Raw genomic sequence first — 24,570 nt, forward strand, 5'->3', positions numbered from 1 at the left:
AGGCGTGCGCACGTATTTACAGCACATCCTCCTTGCAAGCGGGGGATGGCGGCGCCATCTACGCCGCATGCCCAAGCGCCGCTCCGAACCGGTTGAGTCCTCGCCCCTGCCTGACGCCCTGTGCCCGCTGTGCGGCCGCGCACTGGGATCCGTCAATATCGACCGCCACCACCTGGTGCCCAAGACCTTCAAGGGCAAGGAACAGTTCCCGATCCACAAGATCTGCCACCGCAAGATCCACTCGGCATTTACAGAGCGCGAGCTGCTGCAGGCCTACCACACCTGGGAGGCCCTGCGCGGGCACGACGCGATCCGCGCCTTCATCGACTGGGTGGCGAAGAAGCCGCCCGGCTTCTATACTCGTACCGATACATCGAACAAGAAGAAGTTCCGCTAGCTTGTTCGGCTGCGGTGAGACCGGCATGCAAATCGACTGGATCCACTCCACACCCTGGACCTCGCTCGCCGGCGGCCTCCTGATCGGCGCCGGCATCGCGCTGTTCATCCTGCTGGTCGGCCGCGTCGCCGGCATCAGCGGCATCGTCGGCGGGCTGCTCAGGCCCAGGCCCGGTGAGACCGGCTGGCGGATTGCCTTCCTGGCCGGCCTGCTTGGCGCGCCGCTGGTCTGGGGCTGTTCGCAGCGCTGCCCGAGGCCCGGGTCGACGCCAGCCTGCCGCTGCTAGCCGGGCTGCTGGTAGGCGTGGGCACCCGCTATGGGTCCGGCTTCACCAGCGGCCATGGCATCTGCGGGCTGTCACACGGCTCGCCGCGCGCGTTCGCCGCCACCGTCGCCTTCATGGCGGCCGGCTTCGTCACCGACCGGCGGCTGGTCCTTGGCAGCCTGGTGTTCGGCCTGGGCTGGGGGCTGGCGGGCTACTGCCCCGGACCGGCGCTGGTGTCGCTGGTGTGGGGTGGGGTAAAGCCGCTGGTGTTTGTCGGTGCGATGGTGGCGGGGATGGGGGTGTATGAGGTGGTTGGGAGGATGCGGGCGTCGGGTCGTTAGGGCTTCCGAAGTCGCTGCCCCCACCCCACCACAAACCTCAAACAACGTCGTCCCGGCGAAGGCCGGGACGACGGGAGGAGTTTGCGGCTATTCAATCTTCGGGGCCGCATTCTGAAAACGCCTTCATTCATCGACCAATACAAAAAGGGCCGCATTCACATGCGGCCCTTCGAATTCTGGCTCCCCGACCTGGACTCGAACCAGGGACCTGCGGATTAACAGTCCGTCGCTCTACCAACTGAGCTATCAGGGAAAAGAGGCCGCATTATAGCGAGCCAAAATGGATTTGACCAGTGCCTCGCGTAAATGGACCTCGGGAAGCAAGGTGCGGGGGGCTTTGCTATAGTCGCCACTCCTTTGTTTTCGCCCCAACATTCCCATGACAACGTCCCGCCTCTTCGGTACCCCACTCTCCCCTTCCGCCACCAAGGTCATGCTGCTCGGCTCCGGTGAACTCGGCAAGGAAGTCATCATTTCCCTGCAGCGCCTGGGTGTCGAAGTGATCGCGGTCGACCGCTATCCGAATGCGCCCGGCCACCAGGTCGCGCACCGCGCCCACGTCATCGACATGACCGACGGCGCCGCACTGTCCGCGCTGATCGCGCTGGAGAAGCCCGACCTCGTGGTGCCGGAAATCGAGGCCATCGCCACCGAGACCCTGCTGGCGCTGGAGCAAGCGGGCCAGATCACCTGCATCCCGACCGCGCGCGCGGCGATGCTGACCATGAACCGCGAAGGCATCCGGCGCCTGGCGGCCGAGGAGCTCGGGCTGCCCACCTCGCCCTACCGTTTCGCCAGCAGCCTCGAAGAACTGCAGCAGGCCTGCGCGCATGTCGGTTTCCCCTGCGTGGTGAAACCGGTCATGTCCTCATCCGGCAAGGGACAGTCGAAGCTCGACAGCGCCGCAGACGTGGCGGCCGCGTGGGACTACGCGGCCAGCGGCAGCCGGGTCGACGCCGGCCGCGTGATCGCGGAAGGCTTCATCGACTTCGACTACGAGATCACGCTGCTGACGGTGCGCTCGGTGGGCGCGGACGGCCAGGTCGAGACCGGTTTTTGCGAGCCGATCGGCCACAAGCAGGTGCAGGGCGACTACGTGGAATCGTGGCAGCCGCACCCGATGGACCCGGTGGCGCTGGACCGTGCGCGCGACATCGCAGCGAAGGTGACGGCGGACCTGGGCGGCTGCGGCGTGTTCGGCGTGGAGCTGTTCGTGAAAGGCGAAATGGTGTGGTTCTCGGAAGTGAGCCCGCGTCCGCACGACACCGGCATGGTGACCATGGCCAGCCAGGTGCAGAGCGAGTTCGAACTGCATGCAAAAGCCATCCTGGGCCTGCCCGTGAACGTGGCGCTGCGCGCGCCGGGCGCATCGGCCGTCATCTACGGCCAGCATGACGCCACCGGCATCGCCTTCGAGGGCGTGGCCGATGCGCTGCGCGTGCCGGGCACGGACCTGCGCCTGTTCGGCAAGCCGGAATCCTTCGAACGCCGCCGCATGGGCGTGGCGCTGGCGACCGCCGGCGACGTCGATACCGCGCGCCAGCGGGCGCTGGAAGCGGCCTCGCGCGTCAAACCAGTGGTCCGCTAGGCGCTGACGGGATGGGAATGGCGCTGCGGCGCCAGTGGTTCCGAAGTCCGCACCACCTGATCACTCCCCGCCCTCACCACCGTCGTCCCGGCGGAAGGTGGTGAATCATCGGTCCGGGCCGCATTCAGACTGCAGCGTATTCCTCAGCCCAAAACAAAAAGGGCCGCATTCACATGCGGCCCTTCAAATTCTGGCTCCCCGACCTGGACTCGAACCAGGGACCTGCGGATTAACAGTCCGTCGCTCTACCAACTGAGCTATCAGGGATTAGAGGCCGTATTATAGCAGCGGTTTACGATTTCGCGAAGCGCGAGCTATCGAAAGGCAATATTTCTTACTGCGATGCGCGCTTGACCAGTTTCGCCAACTCGTCCAGCACGAGCTGCGGTTCCGACATCTGTGGAAAATGCGCGCTGCCGGTTGCAATCACCCGTTCTCCCAGCGGCGACAGGCGCGCCAGCGCTTCCTGGTTGCGTTCGCGCTCGCGCAGCGCATCGCTTGACACCATCCAGCGCGGCAGCCGCTTGCCGCCGGACAGCACGGTGACGGGGATCGGCGGGAAGGCGGCCACTTCCGCGATCTCGGCGACCGTTTCCAGTTCGTTGCTGATCTCGTCATGCGGATCGAGCGGCGAGAAGCGCTCCAGCAGGCCGGCCATTGCGCGCTGCAGGCCGGAGCGATAGCGCTTCATGTTGACGACATCGTCGGGCGCCGTGGCGTCCAGGAACAGCACGCCGCCGGTCTCTTCCGGATAGACCCGCGCGAACAGGTTGGCATGCAGCCCGCCGAACGAATGCCCGACCAGCACGAAGGGCGGCCTCGCGCCGATCTCGCGCAGCAGTGCGCGCAGCTGCAGCACGACCGTGGTGCCCAGCTGCGGCTCGCGGGGATGCGTGCTGCCGCCCACACCGGGCCGGTCATAGCTCACCACCGTGCCAAGCTGCTGGATATCGGGAAACAGCCGGTGCCATCCTTCGAGCGGGCCGCCGGCGCCGTTGAGCATGACGATGGTGGGGCTGCCCTGCCCTGACATGGAAAAGCGCAGCACCTGGTTGGCGACGGCGATGCTTCTGCTTTTTGGAAGTTGCTTCACTGTGTGCCCTGAGGAGGATGGTGGGGGCAGCGTACGCTGTGTGTATGTGGGATGGCAACTTAATGCGACGATCCCAACGTCGATCAACCCTCATCATCCCGCAACTAACCAACGTCGTCCCGGCGCAGGCCGGGACCCAATTTCGTCGCGTTATGTTGTCGCTTCGCGGATGCTTACGTGGGATGCGCGGAACTTGGGCGAAATGATGCCAATGGCATCATTTCGGCCTTCGCCGGTAGTCGTAGCTGCCAGAAGAAAGTGGCGACTCATCGTTCATGGCCGCACGCCTACTCATCCGTGCAGCACACCCAAACCCCACCAAAAACAAAAAGGCCACATCTCACGATGTGGCCTTTCACATTCTGGCTCCCCGACCTGGACTCGAACCAGGGACCTGCGGATTAACAGTCCGTCGCTCTACCAACTGAGCTATCAGGGAATTGAGACAGCATTTTATCTTTGCAATGACTCGCTGTCAAACTGGCGGCGTGTCATGCAGAAACTTCTGCTGCTCTTCGGAACCAGCTTGCGCCAGGTCCGAAGAGCCGAGATTTTAAAGAACTTTCGCGACGGCGTCAACGACGCGGTCGAGGTTGGTCGAGTTCAGGGCGGCGACGCAGATGCGGCCGGTGTCGACCGCATAGATCGACTGCTCGCGCAGCTTGCCGACCTGCTCCTTGGTCAGGCCCGAGTACGAGAACATGCCCACCTGCTGGCGCACGAATTCGAAGTCGTGGCCGGGGGCCTTTTCCTTGAGCTTCTCGACCATGGCGCTGCGCATTTCGCGGATGCGCACGCGCATGCCAGCCAGCTCTTCTTCCCACAGCTTGCGCAGTTCGGGCGTGGACAGCACCATCGCGACGGCCTTGGCGGCGTGGCTTGGCGGGTTCGAGTAGTTGGTGCGGATCACGCGCTTGAGCTGCGAGAGTACGCGTGCCGATTCTTCGGCGCTGGTCGAGACGATCGACAGCGCGCCGACGCGCTCGCCGTACAGCGAGAACGACTTCGAGAACGAGTTCGACACCAGGAAGGGCATGCCGGTGTCGGCGAAGCGGCGCACCACGGCGCCGTCTTCGTCGATGCCCGCGCCGAAGCCCTGGTAGGCCATGTCGAGGAAGGGCACCAGGCCGCCTTCGAGCACGGCGGCGATGACCTGGGTCCACTGGTCCTGGGTCAGGTCGGCGCCGGTCGGGTTGTGGCAGCAGGCGTGCAGCACGACGATCGAGGCGCGCGGCATGGCCTTCAGGGCGGCCAGCATGCCGTCGAAGTTCACGCCGTGGGTGGCGGCGTCGTAGTAGGCGTAGTTGTGGACGGCGAAGCCGGCGCTTTCGAACAGCGCGCGGTGGTTTTCCCAGCTCGGATCGCTGATGTAGACGTCCGAACCCGGCACGAAACGCTTGAGGAAATCGGCGCCCAGCTTGAGCGCGCCGGTGCCGCCGATGGCCTGCACGGTAATCGCTCGCTTGTCTTGAATTACGGCGCTGCCGGCCCCAAATACCAGCTCTTGCACGGCCTTGTCGTACGCCGCCAGGCCTTCGATCGGCAGGTAGGTACGCGGCAAGGGCTGCTCCATCAGCTTCGCTTCCGCCTTCTGCACGCACTGCAGCAAAGGCACCTTGCCCTTGTCGTCATAGTAGACGCCGACCCCCAGGTTGATCTTGGCCGGATTGGTGTCGGCGTTGAATGCTTCGGTAATGCCCAGGATTGGGTCGCGGGGCGCCATTTCAATGGCGCCGAAGAGGCTGGCGGAGGCTGTGGAAGTCATCGTGATAAACTGGGTTTGGTCGGTGGGTTCGCAGCTGTTGTATAGACAGCGACACTCTTGCTGCAGTGCCGCAACGGGATTCTCATTCTAGCAAAGGTCTGAAAGTATGGTTGATTTATCCATCGCAAATGCCCCGGAACCGACCGTCATCACCTACCCCGGCTCGCCGTTCAAGCTGCACCAGCCGTTCGCGCCGGCCGGCGACCAGCCGACCGCGATCGCCGGCCTCATGGAAGGCATCAACGACGGCCTGATGTACCAGACCCTGCTTGGCGTGACCGGCTCGGGCAAGACCTACACGATGGCGAACGTTATCGCGCAGGCCGGCCGCCCGGCGATCGTCTTCGCACCCAACAAAACGCTGGCGGCCCAGCTGTATGCGGAGTTCCGCGAATTCTTCCCGCAGAACGCGGTGGAATATTTCGTGTCCTACTACGATTACTACCAGCCGGAAGCCTACGTGCCGCAGCGCGACCTGTTCATCGAAAAGGACTCGTCGATCAACGAGCATATCGAGCAGATGCGCCTGTCCTGCACCAAGTCGCTGATGGAGCGGCGCGACGTGGTCATCGTGGCCACCGTGTCGGCGATCTACGGCATCGGTAATCCGAACGAATACCACAAGATGATCCTCACCTTGCGCCACAAGGACAAGGTGGCGCAGCGCGACATCATCGCGCGCCTGATCCAGATGCAGTACACCCGCAACGAGATGGATTTCTCGCGCGGCTCCTTCCGCGTGCGCGGCGACACCATCGACATCTTCCCGGCGGAGCACGCCGAACTGGCGATCCGGGTCGAGATGTTCGACGACGAAATCGAATCCTTGCAGCTGTTCGACCCGCTCACCGGCCGCGTGCGCCAGAAGATCCCGCGCTTCACCGTGTATCCGGGCTCGCACTACGTGACGGCGCGCGGCACGGTGCTCAAGGCGGTCGAATCGATCAAGGCCGAACTGCGCGACCGGCTCGAAGAATTCCGCCAGCAGAATAAACTCATCGAAGAGCAGCGCCTCGAGCAGCGCACCCGTTTCGATCTCGAGATGCTGGCCGAAATCGGCTTCACCAAGGGCATCGAGAACTACTCGCGCCACCTGTCCGGCTCGATGCCGGGCGAGCCGCCGCCGACCCTGATCGACTACCTGCCGAAAGACGCGCTGATGTTCATGGACGAGTCCCACGTCATGATCGGCCAGCTCAACGCCATGTACAACGGCGACCGCTCGCGCAAGGTGAACCTGGTCGATTTCGGCTTCCGCCTGCCGTCGGCGCTGGACAACCGGCCGCTCAAGTTCACCGAATTCGAGTCCAAGATGCGCCAGACGATCTTTGTCTCGGCCACGCCGGCCGACTATGAGAACGGCAAGGCCGACAACGTGGTCGAGCAGGTGGTGCGCCCCACCGGCCTGGTCGACCCGCAGATCATCGTGCGCCCTGCCCGTTCGCAGGTCGACGACCTGATGGGCGAGATCAACGACCGCATCGCCAAGGACGAACGGGTGTTGGTCACCACCCTCACCAAGCGCATGGCCGAGCAGCTCACCGAATACCTGGGCGACCACGGCATCAAGGTGCGCTACCTGCACAGCGACATCGAGACCGTGGAACGGGTGGAGATCCTGCGCGATCTGCGCCTGGGCACCTTCGACGTGCTGGTCGGGATCAACCTGCTGCGCGAGGGTCTGGACTTGCCGGAAGTATCGCTGGTGGCGGTGCTGGACGCGGACAAGGAAGGTTTCCTGCGTTCCGAGCGTTCCCTTATCCAGACCATCGGCCGGGCTGCGCGTAACCTCAATGGTGTCGCCATTCTTTACGGTGACCAAATCACCGACTCGATGCGCCGCGCGATCGACGAGACCGAACGCCGCCGCGCCAAGCAGATCGCCTTCAACACGGCCAACGGCATCACCCCGATCGGCGTGAAGAAGAAGATCAAGGACATGATCGACGGCGTCTACAGCAACGCCGCGCAACGTGCCATGGTCGAGGGCGTCCTTGAGGACGCGGCGACGGCAAAAGTCGAGTCGATGAGCGAGAAGCAGATCAGCAAGGAGATCAAACGCCTCGAAAAACTCATGGTGGACCACGCCCGCAACCTCGAGTTCGAAAAGGCGGCGCAGGTGCGCGACCAGCTGCATGTGCTCAAGCAGCAGGCCTTCGGCGCGCCGGGGACGGACAACGTGGTATCGATGCTCGGCAAGTAAGCACTGCACGCAAAAAAAACACCCTGGCTGTGCGAGCAGCCAGGGTGTTTTTTTATCTGGAACAGGCCCGCTCGCGCGGGCCGTTCTTATTGCGGGATTACTTGGCCGAACGACGACGGCGCGAGCCCAGCACGAACAGGCCGCCCAGGCCCAGCAGCGCGATGCTGCCTGGTTCCGGAACGAAGGCGATGCGGCCACCGGTTGCCTGCTGCAGGAAGTCGGTGTACGCGCCCATGATCATGCCGCCGAAGTAGGTGCCGAAGGTGCCTGCAACCTGACCGGTGAAGCGGCCGCTGAAGGTGTTGTTCGCAACCAGCATCAGTTCGCCGTACATCTCGACGAAGGACGGGCCACCGGAGTCGCCGGCGCCAATGCCGGATTCACGGTTGTTTGGCAGAATCGGGGAGCAGACGCCGTAGCGGGTGCAGAAGGTGTCGCGGCCGGCACCATCGAAGTCGGCATAGAACACTTCGGCATTGCCGGCAAAGTTTTGCTCGTCGTCACCATCGAACAGGTCGGCATAGTTTTCGCCGGTGCGCTTGGTGACGAAGCTCGACGAGTTGGCCGCGTAGCCGGTCACGCCGTTACCCGTGGTACCGTAGCCCGCCATGATGATATGCGTACCGCTTAGCAGCGGGTTGACCGCCACCTTGTAGATCTGGGCGGAGGCCGGGGCATCCTGGGCCAGGGTCAGCACCGCCACGTCGTCGTTGACGCAACCGCTGCTGCCATTCGGGCAAACATTGAATCCCTTGTAGTCCGAGTGCACTGCGAACGACGATGCGTTGATCAGTGCGTTCACATTGCCATCGCTGTTGAAGACGACGCGCACGTCATTGCCAGGCTTGGTGAGGTCAACGTAAGCACCGTTCCCGTTGGTATCAACGCAGTGGTCGGCAGAGACCACCTGGCGCTTGCCAACCAGTGCGCCCGAGCAGAGGAACGATTGCTGTACTGCACCAACCATGTAACGGATATTGATACTGACCACACCCGAGAACTTCGACGAACTGGTGTTCGGATCGATGTGGGCATTAGGCTATCTGGCGGCGCGCCGGCGGTAATCAGCGGCGACACAATACCGCCAGGAACAGCTGATGCCTGCGCAAACGACGCGCTGCCCAGCAACAGGCTCACTGCGACAACATCAAGCAAGCTTCTTGAACGACACTTTCCGATTCAGCATTTTCATCCCTTTGTTATGGACATATGTTCTGTGCGATCGCTATAGCGATGCCAGGGAGATAGCAACGTTTATGCCAACAGGAAATTTACCAATTGCATCAATCGCTTAGCTTAAAACTGTGAAGTATCTTTAGGCCTAATGTAAAAATTTCCGACATGAAATCTGCGCGAGCAGAACCCACTCGCGCAGTACCGCGCTACTTCACATCCAGCAGCTCCACATCGAAGATCAGGTTGGCGTTCGGGGGAATCGGGCCCGCGCCGCGTGCGCCATAGCCGAGTTCCCCAGGAATCACCAGCGTGCGCTTGCCGCCGACTTTCATGCCTGCCACACCCTGGTCCCAGCCTGGAATGACCCTGCCGGCGCCCAGCGGGAAGGTGAACGGCTCGCTGCCGACCGAGCTGTCGACCTGCTGGCCATGCCCTTTCGGGGCCTTCGGGCTGTAGAGCCAGCCGGTGTAGTGGACCGTGACGGACTTGCCGGCTTCGGCCAGCTTGCCAGTGCCGACCCTGGTGTCGGTTTTCTTGACAGTGGCAGCCGGCTTGGCGGCGGAGGCAGCAGGCGCTTTTTGGGCGGCGGCGGGGGCGATGGACAGGGAGAAGGCCAGACCAAGGGCCAGGGCGAGGTGTGTTTTCATTGTTGTGCTCTTTGGACGGGTGGATGGGTGTCGGCGTACGGCAAGGAGCCGTGCGGGAGCAGTATTGCTCAGTGGAGAGATCCGCACAAGATGGGGGCAGGCATGCCCCCCAAGCGCCTAAGCCGCCTGTGCGCGAACGTCCGCCAGGATGCGCAGCAGTTCCGACAGGTCGGCCGGCTTGACCAGGTGCTGGTCAAAGCCCGCCTGGTGCGCCCGCTCGCGGTCTTCGCGCTGGCCATAGCCGGTCAGCGCGATCAGGGTGGCGTTGGCGGTACCGGGCGCGGCGCGCAGCCGGCGCGCCAGTTCGTGGCCATCCATGTCGGGCAAGCCGATATCGAGCAGCATGGCGTCGGGCTGCTCGCGCAGGGCGCGCGCCAGGCCACTGTTGCCGTCGTACTCCACGCTGACCAGGTGGCCATGCGCCTCCAGCAGCGTGGCAAGCATCTGCGCCGCGTCGGCATTGTCGTCGACCACCAGCACGCGTACCGGGCCGCTGGCCGCGTGCGCCGCCGGCTCCTGCGCCAAGGGCGCCGGCGCCGCTTCCAGCAGCGGCAGGCGCACGACGAATTCGCTGCCCCGGTCGACGCCTTCGCTGTATGCGGCCACCCGCCCGCCGTGCAGCGCGACCAGGCTCTTGACCAGCGCCAGCCCAATGCCCAGCCCGCCCTGCGAGCGGTCCGGCGTGCGTTCGGCCTGGGTGAACAGGTCGAAGATATAGGGCAGCACCTGCGGCTCGATGCCCTGCCCGTTGTCGCACACGGCAATCACGGCTTCGCCCGCCTCTACCCGCACCTGCAGGACGATCCGCCCCCCCGGCGGCGTGTACTTGGCCGCGTTGTTCAGGATATTCGACACCACCTGCACCAGGCGCGTGCGGTCGCCCGACACATGCAGCGGCTGCGGCGCCACCTGCAGCGCCAGTTCATGGCGCCGCGCATCCAGCAGCGGCCGCACCTGTTCGACGGCGCCGCCCACGATGCCGGCCACGTCGAGTTCTTCCCTCTCGATGTCGGCCAGGCCGCGCGTGACGCGCGAGACGTCGAGCAGGTCGTTCACCAGGTGGGTCATGTGTTCGGCCTGGCGCACGATGATGTCGCTGGCGTGGCGCGCGCGCTGCGGGTCGAGCGCGCCGCGCTGCAGCAGCTGGGCCGCGGTAATGATCGGCGCCAGCGGGTTGCGCAGCTCGTGCGCCAGCATTGCCAGGAATTGGTCCTTCTGCCGGTTCGCCGCCCGCAGTTCGTCTTCCACGCGCTTGCGGATCGTGACGTCGCTGCCCTCGACGAAAATGCCCTCGACATCGCCCTTCGGCCCGCGGATCGGCTGGTACACGAAGTCGATGAAGCGCTCTTCCAGCGGACCGTTGGCGTCGCGCTGGACGCGCAGCGGCACCGCATGGCCGACGAAGGTTTCGCCCGTGGTATAGACCTGGTCGAGCAGCTCGAAGAAGCCCTGCCCCGCCACCTCGGGAATGGCTTCGCGCGCCGGCTTGCCGACCAGCGCGCGGTGCCCGACCAGCTGCAGGTAGGAGCGGTTGGTGAGCTCGAAGACGTGATTCGGGCCGCGCAGCACGGCGATGATGCCGGGCGCCTGCTCGAACAGCGTCATGAGGCGCTGGTTTTCCTCTTCCCGGTAGCGCTCGGCCAGCACCTCGCCGGTCATCTCGACGCAGGCGCAGAACATCCCGGCCACCGTGCCGTCTTCGTCGCGCACCGGCGAGTACGAAAAGCGGAACCAGGTGTCCTCGTCGTAGCCATGGCGGTTCATGCGCAGCGGCAGCCGGTCCAGATAGCTGGCTTCGCCACGCAGCGCGCGCACGATGAGGGGATGGATATCGTCCCAGATCTCGCGCCAGACATCATGGAAGCGCGCGCCCTGCGCCGCAGGGTGCTTCTTGCCCAACACAGGAACGTAGGAATCGTTGTACAGGAAGCCCAGCTCCGGCCCCCAGGCCACGAACATCGGGAACTTCGAGTTGAGCATCAGGCCAACCGTCGTGCGCAGGGCCTGCGGCCACGCGCGCGGGTGGCCCAGGGGCGAAGCCGACCAGTCGTGCGCCCGCATCATGGCTCCCATCTGCCCGCCCCCACTGAGGAAAGGCAGCCATTCGGACGGAGTCTCGTGTTCGGGTTTCATGCTGTGGGTGGTACGGCCGCGGCCGTGCTGGTCGTGTTATCAAAAGTGTGCCAGAAACACGACGTGCGCCCGCGCACCGCAGGCCGCACCGGCATCAGAGGGTCTTTACAAATTCGCGTATGCCGCCGAGCAGCATCTCGACCGACATGGCCGTGAGGATCAGGCCCATCAGGCGCTCGAAGGCCGTCATGACCTGCGGCCCGAGCTTTTGCTGCAGGCGCTCGGCACTGAGGAACACCGCCAGCCACACCACGCCGACCGCGGCCAGCGCCGCCACGTGGACCATGGTTTCGGTCAGGGTGCCCGAGCTGAACAGGAGCACGGTCGCCAGCGCCGACGGCCCGGCCAGCGCGGGAATCGCCAGCGGGACGATAAACGGCTCGCCATGCTCGTTACGGCCCAGGACGCCGTCCGGGTGCGGGAAAATCATGCGGATCGCGATCATCAGGAGGATGACGGCGCCGCCGATGCGCAGTGCTACCGGGCTCAGGTGTAGCGCCTCGAGAAAGTGCTGGCCGAAGAACATGAACACCAGCAGCAGCAGGAAGGCGATCGCGCATTCCCGCACCACGATGCGGGGGCGGCGCTCGACCGGGACTTCCTTGAGGGCGGCGACGAACAGGGGGACGTTACCGAAGGGATCGGTGACGAGGATCAGCAGGATAAAGGTCTGAAAAAAGCTTTGGGTCATGGTTTTTTATTGTTGGCGTACCCGGGGTGCGGATGTTGCGATCTTAACAGAGTTATATTGTCTTGATGCTAGCTGTTCGGAATTGTTTTTTTCGTGTGGGAAAGTGTTGGGTGCGTAGGTGGGGTGCGAGCGGGGGCGTAACCAGCGAACAAAATTAGGCTCCGGCCTCCGCCGGAGCGACGGGGTAAGGGAGCAGGCCAGAGTGTATCGATCACCACTCCCCCACGAACCGTCGTAGGCGCCACTGGCGCCTACGACTTCCGGCGCAGGCCGGAACCCAATTTCGTCAAACACCCGCTCACGCAAGATTTCGAAAGTACAAACAAAAAAGCGGAGAGCGTTCTCACGCTTCCCCGCTTCTCTACGCAGCGCCTTCCGGCCCGCGCTAGCTTACTTCTCGAACTTCTTCATCCACGCCGACAACTGGTGCGGACGCAGGCCGTCGTAGTCCTCGAACGGCTGGTGGATCCACGGGTTATGCGGCAGGTCTTCCAGGTGGTAGTCCGGCTTGAAGGCCGAGGTACCCTTGACCCAGATGACGGCCGAACGCACTTCGCTGACGTCGGCGTAGTTCGCGGTCAGGTGCTCGCGCACTTTTTGCAGGGTGACGCCGGAGTCGGCCAGGTCGTCGACCAGCAGGATGCGGCCGGCCAGCGGGCCCTTGGTCATCGTCATGTACTTGGCGATGTCCAGGTTGCCCTGCTTGGTGCCCGACTCTTCGCGGTAGGAGCTGGTCGACAGGATCGCCAGCGGTACGTCGAAGATGCGCGAGATCACGTCGCCCGGGCGCACGCCGCCGCGCGCCAGGCACAGCACCATGTCGAACTTCCAGTTCGATTCATAGACTTGCAGGGCAAGGCGCTCGACCATGCGGTTGTACTCGTCCCACGAAACCCAGAGGTCCTTGTCGGTCGATGCAGGGGTGTTCATTTCCGGTTATTCCTATTTTTATGAGTGAACTTATGCAGCGAACGGGTGACGCAGCACGATGGTTTCTTCGCGGTCCGGGCCGGTCGACACCATGTCGATCGGCACACCGACCAGCTCTTCGATGCGCTTGATGTAGGCGCGGGCGTTGGCCGGCAGTTCGTCCATCGACTTGGCGCCGACGGTCGAGTCAAGCCAACCCGGCATTTCTTCGTAGATAGGCTCGCACAGGGCGGCTTCTTCGGCGCCGACCGGGAAGATGTCGACATCGACGCCATTGATCTTGTAGCCGGTGCACAGCTTCAGCGATTCGATACCGTCCAGCACGTCAAGCTTGGTCAGGCACATGCCCGACACGCCGTTGATCTGGACCGAGCGGCGCAGCAGCGCGGCGTCGAACCAGCCGCAGCGGCGGGCGCGGCCCGTGACGGTGCCGAACTCGTGGCCCACGCGCGACAGGTGCTCGCCGACCCCTAGGTCGGTCGGCAGTTCGGCCGGGAACGGGCCCGAACCGACGCGGGTGGTGTAGGCCTTGGTGATGCCCATGATGTAGTGCAGCATGCCCGGGCCGACGCCGGCGCCGGCGGCGGCGTTGCCCGCCACGCAGTTCGACGAGGTGACGAACGGATAAGTGCCGTGGTCGACGTCGAGCAGCGAACCCTGCGCGCCTTCGAACAGCAGGCTGCCGCCGGCCTTGTGGGCGGCGTACAGCATCGAGGACACGTCGCCGACCATCGGGCGCAGGCGCTCGACCTGCGCCATCGCGTCGTCGTAGGTCTGCTGGAAGTCCACCGCTTCGGCGCCCAGGTAGTTGGTCAGCACGAAGTTGTGGTAATCCAGGTTTTCCTTGAGCTTCTCGGCGAAGCGTTCGGCGTTGAGCATGTCGGCGATGCGGATCGCGCGGCGGGCCACCTTGTCTTCGTAGGCCGGGCCGATGCCCTTGCCGGTGGTGCCGATCTTGTTCTCGCCGCGCTTGGCTTCACGCGCCTTGTCGATGGCGACGTGGTAAGGCAGGATGACCGGGCAGGCTTCCGAGATCTTCAGGCGCGACGCCACTTCGACGCCAGCCGCGGCCAGCTTGTCGATTTCGCGCAGCACGTCCGGCACCGACACCACCACACCGTTACCGATGTAGCAGGCCACGCCTTCGCGCATGATGCCCGAAGGGATCAGCTGCAGGGCCGTCTTCTGGCCCTTGATCACGAGCGTATGGCCCGCGTTATGGCCGCCCTGGAAACGGACGACGCCGGCCGCATGGTCGGTCAGCCAGTCGACGATCTTGCCCTTGCCTTCATCGCCCCACTGGGTGCCGATGACAACGACGTTCTTTGCCACGTTAGTATTTGACATCACTTAACCTAAGTTTTTGAGAATCCAATTTCCGTTTTCGAGGACGAGCACGCGGTCGCACTCGAACTCGTCCTGAACATTGTCGTGACCCGGCATACTCTGGATCACGACTTCGCCTGCCTTGCGCAGGTCAGCGATTTTTTCGCGCAGCTCCGGGGCATTGCCCCAGGGCGCGCGGATGGAATGCTTGCGTTCGGCCGTCGGCAGCAGCCGCGCCAGTTCGCGCAGGTCGAGCGAGAAGCCCGTCGCCGGGCGCGCGCGTCCGAAGGCTTCGCCCACATGGTCGTAGCGCCCGCCGCGCGCCACCGCGTTCGGCAATCCCGGCACGTACAGCGCGAACATCGCGCCGCTTTCGTACTGGTAGCCGCGCAGGTCGGCCAGGTCGATCGCCACTTCGGCGCGGCCGATGGCGCTCGCCGCAAGCGCGGCCAGTTCGGCCAGCGCACGGGTGATGCCCGGCAGCGCCGGCAAGGCTTCTTTCGCCCGTCCCAGCACGTCGATGCCGCCATACAGCTGCGTCAGGGCCAGCAGGGCCTGGCGCGTAGCGGGCAGGTAATTGTGCGTGAACTCGTCGAGCCCCGGCGCATCCTTGGCGCGCAGGAAACAGGTCAGCTGGGCTTCGTCGCGGCGCGCGGCCGGGTCGTCGGCCAGCAGCGCACGCAGGATGCCGACGTGGCACAGGTCGAGGCGCACGTCGGTGAAGCCGGCCAGCGCAACCGAGCTGAGGGCCAGTTCCTGGATTTCCGCGTCCGCTTCGAGCCCGGCATGGCCGTAGATCTCGGCGCCGATCTGGAGCGGCTCGCGGGTGGCGTGCAGGCCCGATGGACGGGTATGCAGCACGCTGCCGGCGTAGCACAGGCGGGTGACCGAGTCGCGGTTGAGCAGGTGGGCGTCGATACGGGCCACTTGCGTGGTCATGTCGGCGCGCAGCCCGAGCAGGCGGCCGGACAATTGATCGACCACCTTGAAGGTGCGCAGCTCGGTGTCCTGCCCCGCGCCGGCCAGCAGCGAATCGACGTACTCGAGCAGCGGCGGCATGACCAGTTCGTAACCGTACAGGCGGAAGGTGTCGAGCATCTTGCGGCGCAGATCCTCGATCTTGCGCGCCTCGGACGGCAAGACATCGGCGATATTCTCAGGCAGGAGCCAGTTCGGCATGGGCAACAGCTAACGGGTTATGTATTAAGAGCAAGGGCTGGCACGCAGGCGTGCTGACGCACGGTGCGAGCGCCGAATCGGTGATTTTACCCGAAAATGGGGAGGTGCAGGCGGAGGATGTTGATTCGACAGGGGGGGCGGGTTGGCAAAAAGCCACTGCGCGGGGGTTGTCTATACGGATTTGAAGGGTTGGTCCGCATATGAAATTGGGTCCCGGCCTGCGCCGGGACGACGTTGCTTTGGTGTGGTGGGTGAGTGCCGATATCGACTCCTGGCCCGCCACCCTAAAAACCGTCGTCCCGGCGAAGGCCGGGACCCAATCTTGCCAGCATCACGCCGGCGCACGCAGCCTTACTTACTACCCGGCTGCTTGAAATACTTGAAGAACTCCGAATTCGGATCCACCACCATCACGTCCCCACGATTCTTGAACGTGGCGCGGTAAGCTTCGAGCGAGCGGTAGAAACGCGCGAACTCCGGGTTCTTGCCGAACGCGTCGGCATAGATCACCGATGCCTTGGCATCGCCCTCGCCCTTGATCTTCTCGGCCTCGCGGAAGGCTTCGGCGATGATCACGGTGCGCTGGCGGTCGGCGTCGGCGCGGATTTGCTCGGATTCGGCGGCGCCGGTGGAGCGCAGTTCGTTGGCCACGCGCATGCGCTCGGCCTTCATGCGTTCATACACCGAGTTGTTGATCTGCTCGATGTAGTCGACGCGCTTGAGGCGCACGTCCACCACGCCCACGCCGATCTCCTTGGCTTCGGCCACGACCTTCTCTTTCACCGCTTCCATCACGCGGCCACGCTCGCCGGAAATCACTTCGCGCACGGTGCGCTTGGTGATCTCGTCGTTCAGGGCGGCCTTGATGATCTGCGACATCCGGTCGCGGGCGCGGCTTTCGTCGCCGCTGAAGCTGACGTAGTACAGGCGCGGGTCGACGATGCGCCACTTCACGAAGGCATCCACCAGGATGTTCTTCTTCTCGGCCGTGATGAAACGGTCGGCGTCAGGCGTATCGAGCGTGAGGATGCGCTTGTCCAGGTAGATCACGTTCTGGAACGGCGGCGGCAGCTTGAAATGCAGGCCCGGTTCGGTGATCACGCTGCGCACCTGACCCAGGGCGAACACGATGGCGAAGCGGCGCTGGTCCACCACGAAGATGGTGGACGACAGCAGCATCAGGGCAATGAAGCCCGCCACAAATAAAGTTACGAGGCGGTTCATTAACGGCTCTCCCTGTCACGTGAGGAATCGCGGGCCCGTTCGTCGCGCTGACGCACCGAGTCCAAGGCTTGCACGACGTCGGCCGGGGCGCTGCCCGGCGGCACCTGCACCGGGCCCGACTTGCCGCCCACGCCGTCGTGGCCGGCGCCCTGCCCGATCAGTTTATCCAGCGGCAGGTAGATCATCGGGTTGCCCGCGCGCGAATCGACCATCACCTTGCTGGTGCTCGAGAAGATCTGCTGCATGGTGTCGATGTACATGCGGTCGCGGGTCACGGCCGGGGCCTTGGCGTAGGCCGATACCACCTGGTCGAAGCGCGAGGCGTTACCGGTCGCGTTTTCCACCACCATGGAGCGGTAGGCTTCGGCGTCCTGCATCAGGCGGAAGGCCTGGCCACGGGCTTGCGGAATCACCTGGTTGGCGTAGGCTTCGCCTTCGTTCTTGGCGCGCGCGCGGTCCTGGCCGGCTTTCACGGCGTCGTCGAACGCGCTTTGCACCTGCTCCGGCGGCTGCACCGCCTGCATGGTCACGTTCGTGATCAGGGCGCCCAGCGCGTAGCGGTCGACGATCTTCTGCATCATCTGGTGCACGTCGACGGCGACCTTCTCGCGGCCTTCATACAGCACGAAGTCCATCTTGTTGCGGCCGACCACTTCGCGGATGGCGGTTTCGGCGACCTGGCGCACGGTGTCGTCCTGGTCGCGGTTGTTGAACAGCCACTGGACCGGGTCCTTCAGCGTGTACTGGACCGCGAACTGGATGTCGATGATGTTCTCGTCGTCGGTCAGCATCAAGGCTTCCTGCGCCTGCTTGTTGCGGACGTTCGCGCGGTAGCCGATCTCGGCGGTACGGATCTGCGAGACATTGACGGTCTCGTGGGCCTGGATGGGGTACGGCCAGCGCCAGTTGAAGCCGGCGCCGGTGGTGTGGCTGAGCTTGCCGAAGGTGGTGACCACGCCGGTCTGGCCTTCCTGCACGATGAAGGCGCCGCTCGCCAGCCAGATCAGGGCGACGATGACCGCCACCACGCCGGCCGTGACGCTGGCGCCGCGCATGTCGCCGCGGTTGGACGGGCCATTGCCGCCTCCCCCGTCGCCATTGCCGCGCGAACCGAACAGGCGGTTCAGGCGCGCATTGAAGTCGCGCCAGAGTTGATCGAGGTCCGGTGGGCCTTCACCCGGCCGGCGGCCCTCCTGGGCCTTGTGGTCACCGCGGGGCTTGTTGCCCCAGCGCGGGTCGTTCAGCGACAACTTGGCGCCGAAACGTTTAATCAAGGATACGAACATAGGCTAGTGGGGCCCATCATGGGTGGTGGTTGTCATATTATTGTCAGGGCTTCCGACGGAACCGTCCACCGGTGGTTCCTCGTCGTAGAAGCCCGCTTCGAGCTCGTCCTGCACCTCGTTCGAACGCCGCGCGCCCGGGCCGGCCTTGGCCGCCTCGACGACGGCGTCGCGCAGCAGGTCCAGGCCGGCGCCGCTATGGGCGCTGATGAAAACGCGGCTGATCTTATCATACTCATCACGCTCGACCCCAGGCTCGAGCCCGGCGGCATCGATCTTGTTCCACACCAGGATCTGGGGGATATGATCGGCGCCGATCTCGCGCAGGACCTCGTTGACCTGCTCGATCTGTTCCATGCGCACCGGCGAATTGCCGTCGACCACATGCAGCAGCAGGTCGGCGTGGATGGTTTCCTCGAGCGTGGCGCGGAAGGCCGCCACCAGCTGGTGGGGCAGTTCGCGCACGAAGCCGACGGTGTCGGAGATGACGATGCTGCCCACCTCGTCGCCCAGGTACAGGCGGCGGCTGGTGGTGTCGAGCGTGGCGAACAGCTGGTTCGCGACGTAGACGCCGGCCTTGGTGAGCGTGTTGAACAGGGTCGACTTGCCGGCGTTGGTATAGCCGACCAGCGACACCGAGAAGGTCTGGTTGCGCCCGCGAGCGCGGCGCTGGGTCTCGTGCTGCTTGCGCAGCTTGGTCAGGCGCGCGCGCAGCTGCTTGACCCGCTCGCCAATGAGGCGGCGGTCGGTCTCGAGCTGGGTTTCGCCGGGACCGCGCAGGCCAATACCGCCCTTTTGGCGTTCCAGGTGGGTCCAGCCGCGGATCAGGCGCGTGGCCAGGTGCTGCAGCTGGGCCAGTTCGACCTGGAGCTTGCCCTCGTGGCTCTGGGCACGCTGGGCGAAGATGTCGAGGATCAGGCTGGTACGGTCGACCACGCCCACTTCGAGCCGGCGCTCCAGGTTGCGCTGCTGCGCCGGAGAGAGTGCGTGGTTGAAGATGACGAGGTCGATGCCATCGACCTTGCAGGCCATCTTGATTTCATCGGCCTTGCCGCTGCCGATGAAGTAGGCGGCATCGGGACTGCTGCGCTTGGCCGTAATCGTGGTGATCGGGTCGGCGCCGGCGGAGCGCGCCAGCAGGGACAGCTCTTCGAGGCTGGCGGAAAAATCGCCAGCGCCGAAGTCGATGCCGACCAGCGCTGCGCGCATCGAGTTCGTGCCGGGGGCGTCAGCCATCGGCCTTACTCGGCTTCGGAGTCGAGGTTAAGATTGACGGCGCGGGCCGGGACGACGGTGGAAATGGCGTGCTTGTAGACCATCTGGGTCACGGTGTTACGAAGCAGGACGACGTACTGGTCGAAAGACTCGATATGGCCTTGCAGCTTGATGCCATTGACCAGGTAGATGGAGACGGGGACATGCTCCTTGCGCAATGCGTTCAGGAATGGGTCTTGTAACAGTTGCCCTTTGTTGCTCATAACAGCTCCGTAATGTTGTTGTAGTTAAAAGTTTGAGGCGATTTGCCGTTTTTCAAGTGCTTGGGCCACATTCCGCTCTGGCGAATGACAGCCCTTAGGCTACTGTAACCTGTTTTGCCACTTTTTGTCGTACTGCTACGGCTATTTCTGCTCCCTGGCAAATGGGTTCTTGCCGGTCCTGAGCTCGATGCGCACCGGTGTGCCGACGAGGTTGAATGTGTCGCGGAAGTGACGTTCCAGGTAGCGCTTGTACGGGTCGCTGACAGCTTCCAGGGCATTGCCGTGGATGACGATGATCGGCGGATTCTGGCCACCCTGGTGGGCGTAGCGCAGCTTCGGACGGGTCGTGCCCTTGCGCTTCGGTTCCTGCTTTTCCACGGCTTCCTGCAGCGCGCGGGTCAGGCGCGGGGTCGACAGGTTGGCGGTCGCGGCGGCGTAGGCGGCGTCCACCGACTTCATCAGTTGCGACACCCCGGTGCCCTTGAGCGCCGAGATGAAGTGGGTCTTGGCGAAGGACAGGAAGTCGAGCTTGCGGTCGAGGTCGATTTTCACCTCGTCGCGGTCGTCCGACTGCAGGCCGTCCCACTTGTTGACGGCCACCACCAGTGCCCTGCCCGACTCCAAGATGAAGCCGGCAATGTGCGCATCTTGCTCGGAAATATCCTGCTGGGCGTCGAGCAGCAGCACGACCACGTTGGCGTCCGAGATCGACTGCATGGTCTTGACCACCGAGAACTTCTCGATGGCCTCGAAAATCTTGCCGCGGCGGCGGATACCGGCCGTGTCGATCAGCGTGTACTGCTTGCCGTCGCGCTCGAACGGCACTTCGATCGAATCGCGGGTGGTGCCCGGCATGTCGAAGGCAATCACGCGCTGCTCGCCGACCAGGGTGTTGATGAGGGTCGACTTGCCGACATTGGGACGGCCGACGATGGCGATCTTCACGCCATGGTCGACGTGCTCGCCCTCTTGCTCGGCGTCGGGACGGCTGGCGAAGGCGAAGTCGAGCGCCTCGACCACGAGGTCGTTGACGCCGTCGCCGTGGGCGGCCGAAATGACGTAGGGGTCGCCCATGCCGAGTTCGTAGAAGTCGGCCGTGACCGAGGTGTACTTCATGCCCTCGGACTTATTGACCACGAGCATGACCTTGCGGCCCGTCTTGCGCAGGTAATCGGTGATGGTCTTGTCGTGCGGGGTCATGCCCTGGCGGCCGTCGACGATGAACACGACGACGTCGGCTTCCGCCACCGCCTGGCGCGTCTGCAGCGCCATTTCGAACATGATGCCCTCTTTGGCCACCGGCTCGAAACCACCCGTGTCGATGACCAGGAACGGACGTTCGCCGATCCGGCCTTCGCCATAGTGGCGGTCGCGGGTCAGGCCAGGGAGGTCGGCCACCAATGCATCCCGCGAACGGGTGAGGCGGTTAAACAGGGTCGACTTCCCGACGTTCGGGCGACCTACGAGTGCGATTACCGGCTTCATTGTTTTATTCTATTCGACCGCGATAGCGGTCACAGTTCCATTTTGTGTTTGAAAGATCAGGTGCGAACCGGCCACCACGGGGGTGCCGGCCATCGGGCTGCCATCGGTGGCGGCGCGCGCCAGGAAGGAGCCGTCTTCGCGCGACAGGAAGTGCACGATGCCCTGGTAGTCTCCCACCGCGACGGCACGGCCGTACGACAGCGGGGTGGAGAGGCGGCGGAAGGCGAGCTTGTCGTTCTTCCAGGCCGATGCTCCGGTATCACGGTTATAGGCCAGTAGTGCGCCCTTGTCGTCCGGCGCGAACACGAAGCGCTGGTCGACGGCGACGCCGGCTTCCGACGACAGGTCGCGGGTCCATTTGGCCGAACCGGTGGCCACGTCGAAGCAGGCGACCCGGCCCTGGTAGGCCACGGCGCAGACGTCGTTCTCGAACAGCACCGGGGCGGCGGCGATGTCGGTCACGCGCTCCAGTTCGGTAGCGCCGCGCGCCACGCCCACTTCCACGTCCCAGCGCGGCGCGCCGGTCGCGAGGATGAAGGACGACAGCTTGCCGCCCGGCTGGGCGACGATGACGTCGGTGTTATTGATGAGCATGCCCGGCGCGCTGCGCAGGGTCAGCGGCGGCGACACGCGCTGCACGGTCCATTTCTTTTCGCCGGTCTTGGCATCGATGCCGACGATCCGGTTGTCGAGGCTGCGCGCCACCACCACGCCCTGGCCCACGACCGGGGCCGACAGCAGTTCGCTCGACAGCTGCGACTTCCACAGTGGCTTGCCGTCCATGTCGAAGGCCAGCAGGACGCCCTTGGTGCCGCCGACCACGATCAGGTTGCCGTCGGTGCCGACGCCGCTCGAGAGCGGGGTGCCGGCCTTGGCGCGCCACATCAGCTTGCCGGTAGCGGCTTCGACGCGGGCGATGTCGCCATCGCCGCCGGCCACGATCACGGTATTGCCGGCCAGTGCAGGCGAGAACTGGAACGGACCCGATTTGCCGATGTCCAGCTTCCACGCGGTACGCACGGCCATCGATGCCTTGAGCTCGACCAGCGCTGCGGGCTGGTCGGTCTTGGATTTCGACGAGAAGGGATTGAGCGAGCTGAGCGAAGGAAGCGAGGGCATGCTCGAGCAGCCCGTCATCAGGGCCAATACACCAACACCAACAAGTTTGCTGCTAATACGCATATTCTTTAACCTTGTTCCTGGACTGTAGAGGACGCAAAGCCCGCGCACGCTTCAAGAAGCGGGCGCGGGCCTGTGAATCGGTTGATCAAGCGGCGGCCGCCGGCGCTTTCACGTCTTTTGCTTCCGCCGGCGCGGTGCCGCCGATGGCTTCGAGCTTGACCGTCACCAGCTGGCGCGCCGGGTGTTCCTTCGGCATTGCGGCCAGCGCGGCCACGTAGGCCTGGCGTGCTTCGGCCAGCTTGTTCTGCGCCACCAGCACGTCTCCCTTGCGGTCCGACACTTCCACCGCGAACTGCTGCGGGATCCCGTCGCTGAGCATCTTGAGCGCGGCGTCGTAGGCTTTTTCATCGAGCAGCACGCCGGCCAGGCGCAGCTTGGCGATCGCCTTGTACTCGTCGTTGCCATGGTCCACCACCCATTGCAGCTGGGTCTTGGCGGTCTTGAGGTCGTTCGCTTCGAAGGCGGTCTTGGCGGCGCCCAGCGCGGCCATCTGCGCGTAGCTGGTGCTGTCGTATTTCTTCTGCATGTCGGCGGCGACGCGCTGGGCTTTCGCGTTGTCGTTCGCGGTGACCGCGTTGGCCAGCTCGTCGTACAGGGCCGAGGCCTCGACCGACTGGGTACGCTTGTGCGAATTCCAGAAGTTGTAGGCGGCGTAGGAACCCAGCACGGCGATCAGCACCCAGGTGATGAGGTTGCCGAAACGCGACCAAAAGGCCTTGAAGGTCGCTATCTGTTCCTGTTCTTCGAGATCGTATGCCATGTTCTGCTCTGTTCTTGTGGTGGTGGTGGATCGGTGTCGTTCGCCCGGGCTGGCCCCGGCTTAGTGGCGGTGGTGTCCGTGCTCGTTGCAGTTCTCGTCGTCGCAGTCGTGCTCGCCGCCGCCGATGATCTGGTCGACCACGTAATCGACCAGCCCGTCGAAGGGCACGTTCGCCTGCTGCTGCTCGCCGGCGTCGCCACGCATCGCCTTGACGGCGGCCTGGTCGTTCGCCATTTCGTCTTCGCCGATGATCACGGCAAAGGCCGCGCCGCTGCCGTCGGCCTTCTTCATCTGGCTCTTGAAGCTGCCGCTTCCCGCCGGTGTCGCGCAATGTAACACAACATCCAGCCCGGCATCGCGGAGGCGCTCGGCCATGATGAAGGCCTGGGCCTGGGCCGCCTCGCCCTGGTGCACCATGTAGACGTCGCACTGGGACGGCGCCTGGGTTTCGCCCAGGCCTTTCATGAGCTCGATGATGCGCTCGATGCCCATCGCGAATCCCACCGCCGGCGTCGGCTTGCCGCCGAACTGCTCGATCAGCGGATCGTAGCGCCCACCCGCGCAGATGGTGCCCTGCGAGCCCAGCGCGTCGGTGACCCATTCGAACACGGTGCGGTTGTAGTAATCCAGGCCGCGCACCAGGCGCGGATTGACCGTGTACTGCACCGCGTTGCGGTCGAGGATCTTCTTCAGGCCGTCGAGGTGGGCCTGCGATTCCTCGCCCAGGTAGTCCAGCAGCTTGGGCGCGGCGTTGACCATTTCCTGCATCGCCGGGTTTTTCGTATCCAGGATGCGCAGCGGGTTGCTGTGCAGGCGGCGCTTGGCCTCGGCGTCGAGGATGTCCTCGTGCTGTTCCAGGTAGGCGATCAGGTCGGCGCGGTGGCGCAGGCGCTCGTCGGCGTTGCCGATGGAATTGAGCTCCAGGCGCACGTTCTGCAGGCCCAGGTCATCCCACAGGCGGCGGCACAGCATGATCAGCTCGGCGTCGATGTCCGGGCCCGAGAAACCGACCGCTTCCGCGCCGATCTGGAAGAACTGGCGGTAGCGCCCGCGCTGCGGGCGCTCGTGGCGGAACATCGGGCCCTTGTACCACAGGCGCTTGGGGCCCTCGTACACCAGGTTGTGCTCGATGACGGCGCGCACGGCGCCGGCCGTGCCTTCCGGGCGCAGGGTGAGCTTGTCGCCGTTCATCGAGTCTTCGAAGGAATACATCTCCTTTTCGACGATGTCGGTCACGGCGCCGATGGCGCGCGCAAACAGGCTCGTGTCTTCCACGATCGGGGTCACGATCTTCTGGTAGCCGTAGCTTTTCAGGATCGTTTCAGCGGTGTTCTCGAACAGCTCCCACATCGGTGCGTCTTGCGGGAGGATGTCGTTCATGCCTTTGACGGCGACGATTTTTTCTGGTTTGGACATATTGTCAG

22 protein-coding genes and 3 tRNA genes are annotated in these 24,570 nt (G+C 64.3%); 5 read left to right on the forward strand and 20 right to left on the reverse strand.

Annotated elements, in window-relative coordinates; all coding sequences use genetic code 11:
* Nucleotides 1-67: 67 nt before the first annotated feature.
* From BM031_RS05600 to BM031_RS26330, 3 genes are read left to right on the forward strand one after another with little or no spacing between them, the layout of a single operon-like run.
* Nucleotides 68-397, forward strand: a complete 330-nt coding sequence (locus BM031_RS05600) for a hypothetical protein (protein WP_229408627.1) — start codon at nt 68-70, stop codon at nt 395-397.
* A gap of 25 nt (nt 398-422) precedes the next feature.
* Nucleotides 423-683, forward strand: a complete 261-nt coding sequence (locus tag BM031_RS05605) for a YeeE/YedE family protein (protein ID WP_370660037.1) — start codon at nt 423-425, stop codon at nt 681-683.
* Nucleotides 671-1,003: a YeeE/YedE family protein gene (locus BM031_RS26330; protein WP_370660039.1), complete on the forward strand. Its 333-nt coding sequence runs from the start codon at nt 671-673 to the stop codon at nt 1,001-1,003. The genes BM031_RS05605 and BM031_RS26330 overlap by 13 nt, the downstream gene beginning before the upstream one ends.
* Before the next feature lie 177 nt (nt 1,004-1,180).
* On the opposite strand, the gene BM031_RS05610 is transcribed toward BM031_RS26330, so the two are convergent.
* Nucleotides 1,181-1,256 (reverse strand) — tRNA-Asn (locus tag BM031_RS05610).
* A 126-nt stretch (nt 1,257-1,382) separates the two neighbouring features.
* On the opposite strand from BM031_RS05610, the gene purT reads away from it, so the two are divergent.
* Nucleotides 1,383-2,591: a formate-dependent phosphoribosylglycinamide formyltransferase gene (purT, locus tag BM031_RS05615; RefSeq protein WP_091872220.1), complete on the forward strand. Its 1,209-nt coding sequence runs from the start codon at nt 1,383-1,385 to the stop codon at nt 2,589-2,591.
* Nucleotides 2,592-2,782: 191 nt separating this feature from the next.
* Here the strand turns inward: purT and BM031_RS05620 are convergent.
* From BM031_RS05620 to BM031_RS05635, 4 genes are all read right to left on the reverse strand, one after another.
* Nucleotides 2,783-2,858 (reverse strand) — tRNA-Asn (locus BM031_RS05620).
* A gap of 67 nt (nt 2,859-2,925) precedes the next feature.
* Nucleotides 2,926-3,684, reverse strand: a complete 759-nt coding sequence (locus BM031_RS05625) for an alpha/beta fold hydrolase (protein ID WP_229408629.1) — start codon at nt 3,682-3,684, stop codon at nt 2,926-2,928.
* Nucleotides 3,685-4,047: 363 nt separating this feature from the next.
* Nucleotides 4,048-4,123, reverse strand: a tRNA-Asn gene (locus BM031_RS05630).
* Between the two features lie 114 nt (nt 4,124-4,237).
* Entirely contained in the window at nt 4,238-5,449 is a 1,212-nt protein-coding gene (locus BM031_RS05635; protein ID WP_091872223.1) for an amino acid aminotransferase, read from the reverse strand.
* Nucleotides 5,450-5,555: 106 nt separating this feature from the next.
* Here BM031_RS05635 and uvrB point away from each other — a divergent pair, with 106 nt between their 5' ends.
* On the forward strand, nt 5,556-7,652 hold the full coding sequence (gene uvrB, locus BM031_RS05640) for an excinuclease ABC subunit UvrB (protein ID WP_091872225.1): 2,097 nt from the start codon (nt 5,556-5,558) through the stop codon (nt 7,650-7,652).
* A gap of 97 nt (nt 7,653-7,749) precedes the next feature.
* On the opposite strand, the gene BM031_RS05645 is transcribed toward uvrB, so the two are convergent.
* The 15 genes from BM031_RS05645 to hisS form a co-directional block, all read right to left on the reverse strand.
* On the reverse strand, nt 7,750-8,619 hold the full coding sequence (locus tag BM031_RS05645) for a trypsin-like serine protease (RefSeq protein WP_091872448.1): 870 nt from the start codon (nt 8,617-8,619) through the stop codon (nt 7,750-7,752).
* Between the two features lie 415 nt (nt 8,620-9,034).
* Nucleotides 9,035-9,475: an FKBP-type peptidyl-prolyl cis-trans isomerase gene (locus tag BM031_RS05650; protein ID WP_091872228.1), complete on the reverse strand. Its 441-nt coding sequence runs from the start codon at nt 9,473-9,475 to the stop codon at nt 9,035-9,037.
* Between the two features lie 117 nt (nt 9,476-9,592).
* Complete coding sequence (locus BM031_RS05655; protein ID WP_091872231.1) at nt 9,593-11,608, reverse strand: hybrid sensor histidine kinase/response regulator; 2,016 nt, start codon at nt 11,606-11,608, stop codon at nt 9,593-9,595.
* 94 nt (nt 11,609-11,702) lie between these two features.
* Nucleotides 11,703-12,299 carry a MarC family protein gene (locus BM031_RS05660; protein WP_091872233.1) on the reverse strand — a complete coding sequence of 199 codons (597 nt, stop codon included), beginning with the start codon at nt 12,297-12,299 and terminating at the stop codon, nt 11,703-11,705.
* Nucleotides 12,300-12,689: 390 nt separating this feature from the next.
* A complete protein-coding gene (locus BM031_RS05665) occupies nt 12,690-13,229 on the reverse strand; it encodes a phosphoribosyltransferase (protein ID WP_091872236.1) in 540 nt (179 codons plus the stop codon).
* A 30-nt stretch (nt 13,230-13,259) separates the two neighbouring features.
* Nucleotides 13,260-14,576: an adenylosuccinate synthase gene (locus BM031_RS05670; RefSeq protein WP_091872239.1), complete on the reverse strand. Its 1,317-nt coding sequence runs from the start codon at nt 14,574-14,576 to the stop codon at nt 13,260-13,262.
* Between the two features lie 3 nt (nt 14,577-14,579).
* Complete coding sequence (locus BM031_RS05675; protein ID WP_091872242.1) at nt 14,580-15,734, reverse strand: ATP phosphoribosyltransferase regulatory subunit; 1,155 nt, start codon at nt 15,732-15,734, stop codon at nt 14,580-14,582.
* Between the two features lie 351 nt (nt 15,735-16,085).
* The gene (gene hflC / locus BM031_RS05680; RefSeq protein WP_091872245.1) at nt 16,086-16,958 is read right to left on the reverse strand and encodes a protease modulator HflC; all 873 of its coding nucleotides are present in this window, start codon (nt 16,956-16,958) and stop codon (nt 16,086-16,088) included.
* Nucleotides 16,958-18,244, reverse strand: a complete 1,287-nt coding sequence (gene hflK, locus BM031_RS05685; protein ID WP_091872248.1) for an FtsH protease activity modulator HflK — start codon at nt 18,242-18,244, stop codon at nt 16,958-16,960. Before hflK ends, hflC begins: the two co-directional genes overlap by 1 nt.
* A gap of 3 nt (nt 18,245-18,247) precedes the next feature.
* Nucleotides 18,248-19,450: a GTPase HflX gene (hflX, locus tag BM031_RS05690; protein WP_091872251.1), complete on the reverse strand. Its 1,203-nt coding sequence runs from the start codon at nt 19,448-19,450 to the stop codon at nt 18,248-18,250.
* Nucleotides 19,451-19,482: 32 nt separating this feature from the next.
* Nucleotides 19,483-19,719, reverse strand: coding sequence for an RNA chaperone Hfq (hfq, locus tag BM031_RS05695; RefSeq protein ID WP_026354376.1), 237 nt, complete (start codon nt 19,717-19,719; stop codon nt 19,483-19,485).
* Between the two features lie 141 nt (nt 19,720-19,860).
* Nucleotides 19,861-21,204, reverse strand: coding sequence for a ribosome biogenesis GTPase Der (der, locus tag BM031_RS05700; protein ID WP_091872253.1), 1,344 nt, complete (start codon nt 21,202-21,204; stop codon nt 19,861-19,863).
* Between the two features lie 9 nt (nt 21,205-21,213).
* Entirely contained in the window at nt 21,214-22,386 is a 1,173-nt protein-coding gene (bamB, locus tag BM031_RS05705) for an outer membrane protein assembly factor BamB (RefSeq protein WP_091872256.1), read from the reverse strand.
* Between the two features lie 85 nt (nt 22,387-22,471).
* Nucleotides 22,472-23,146, reverse strand: coding sequence for a YfgM family protein (locus BM031_RS05710; protein ID WP_091872259.1), 675 nt, complete (start codon nt 23,144-23,146; stop codon nt 22,472-22,474).
* A gap of 60 nt (nt 23,147-23,206) precedes the next feature.
* Nucleotides 23,207-24,562 carry a histidine--tRNA ligase gene (gene hisS, locus BM031_RS05715; protein ID WP_091872261.1) on the reverse strand — a complete coding sequence of 452 codons (1,356 nt, stop codon included), beginning with the start codon at nt 24,560-24,562 and terminating at the stop codon, nt 23,207-23,209.
* Between the last annotated feature and the right edge of the window lie 8 nt (nt 24,563-24,570).

This window comes from Massilia yuzhufengensis (assembly GCF_900112225.1).
Lineage (GTDB): Bacteria > Pseudomonadota > Gammaproteobacteria > Burkholderiales > Burkholderiaceae_D > Telluria > Telluria yuzhufengensis.

Coding starts and splice junctions, on each gene's coding strand:
- der (WP_091872253.1), bottom strand. CDS start 21,204: ATGAAGCCGGTAATCGCACTCGTAGGTCGCCCGAACGTCGGGAAGTCG.
- BM031_RS05605 (WP_370660037.1), top strand. CDS start 423: ATGCAAATCGACTGGATCCACTCCACACCCTGGACCTCGCTCGCCGGC.
- BM031_RS05675 (WP_091872242.1), bottom strand. CDS start 15,734: ATGCCGAACTGGCTCCTGCCTGAGAATATCGCCGATGTCTTGCCGTCC.
- hflK (WP_091872248.1), bottom strand. CDS start 18,244: ATGTTCGTATCCTTGATTAAACGTTTCGGCGCCAAGTTGTCGCTGAAC.
- purT (WP_091872220.1), top strand. CDS start 1,383: ATGACAACGTCCCGCCTCTTCGGTACCCCACTCTCCCCTTCCGCCACC.
- BM031_RS05645 (WP_091872448.1), bottom strand. CDS start 8,619: ATGGTTGGTGCAGTACAGCAATCGTTCCTCTGCTCGGGCGCACTGGTT.
- BM031_RS05655 (WP_091872231.1), bottom strand. CDS start 11,608: ATGAAACCCGAACACGAGACTCCGTCCGAATGGCTGCCTTTCCTCAGT.
- BM031_RS05650 (WP_091872228.1), bottom strand. CDS start 9,475: ATGAAAACACACCTCGCCCTGGCCCTTGGTCTGGCCTTCTCCCTGTCC.
- hisS (WP_091872261.1), bottom strand. CDS start 24,562: ATGTCCAAACCAGAAAAAATCGTCGCCGTCAAAGGCATGAACGACATC.
- BM031_RS05710 (WP_091872259.1), bottom strand. CDS start 23,146: ATGGCATACGATCTCGAAGAACAGGAACAGATAGCGACCTTCAAGGCC.
- BM031_RS05665 (WP_091872236.1), bottom strand. CDS start 13,229: ATGAACACCCCTGCATCGACCGACAAGGACCTCTGGGTTTCGTGGGAC.
- BM031_RS05660 (WP_091872233.1), bottom strand. CDS start 12,299: ATGACCCAAAGCTTTTTTCAGACCTTTATCCTGCTGATCCTCGTCACC.
- BM031_RS05600 (WP_229408627.1), top strand. CDS start 68: ATGCCCAAGCGCCGCTCCGAACCGGTTGAGTCCTCGCCCCTGCCTGAC.
- hfq (WP_026354376.1), bottom strand. CDS start 19,719: ATGAGCAACAAAGGGCAACTGTTACAAGACCCATTCCTGAACGCATTG.
- uvrB (WP_091872225.1), top strand. CDS start 5,556: ATGGTTGATTTATCCATCGCAAATGCCCCGGAACCGACCGTCATCACC.
- BM031_RS05635 (WP_091872223.1), bottom strand. CDS start 5,449: ATGACTTCCACAGCCTCCGCCAGCCTCTTCGGCGCCATTGAAATGGCG.
- hflC (WP_091872245.1), bottom strand. CDS start 16,958: ATGAACCGCCTCGTAACTTTATTTGTGGCGGGCTTCATTGCCCTGATG.
- hflX (WP_091872251.1), bottom strand. CDS start 19,450: ATGCGCGCAGCGCTGGTCGGCATCGACTTCGGCGCTGGCGATTTTTCC.
- BM031_RS05670 (WP_091872239.1), bottom strand. CDS start 14,576: ATGTCAAATACTAACGTGGCAAAGAACGTCGTTGTCATCGGCACCCAG.
- bamB (WP_091872256.1), bottom strand. CDS start 22,386: ATGCGTATTAGCAGCAAACTTGTTGGTGTTGGTGTATTGGCCCTGATG.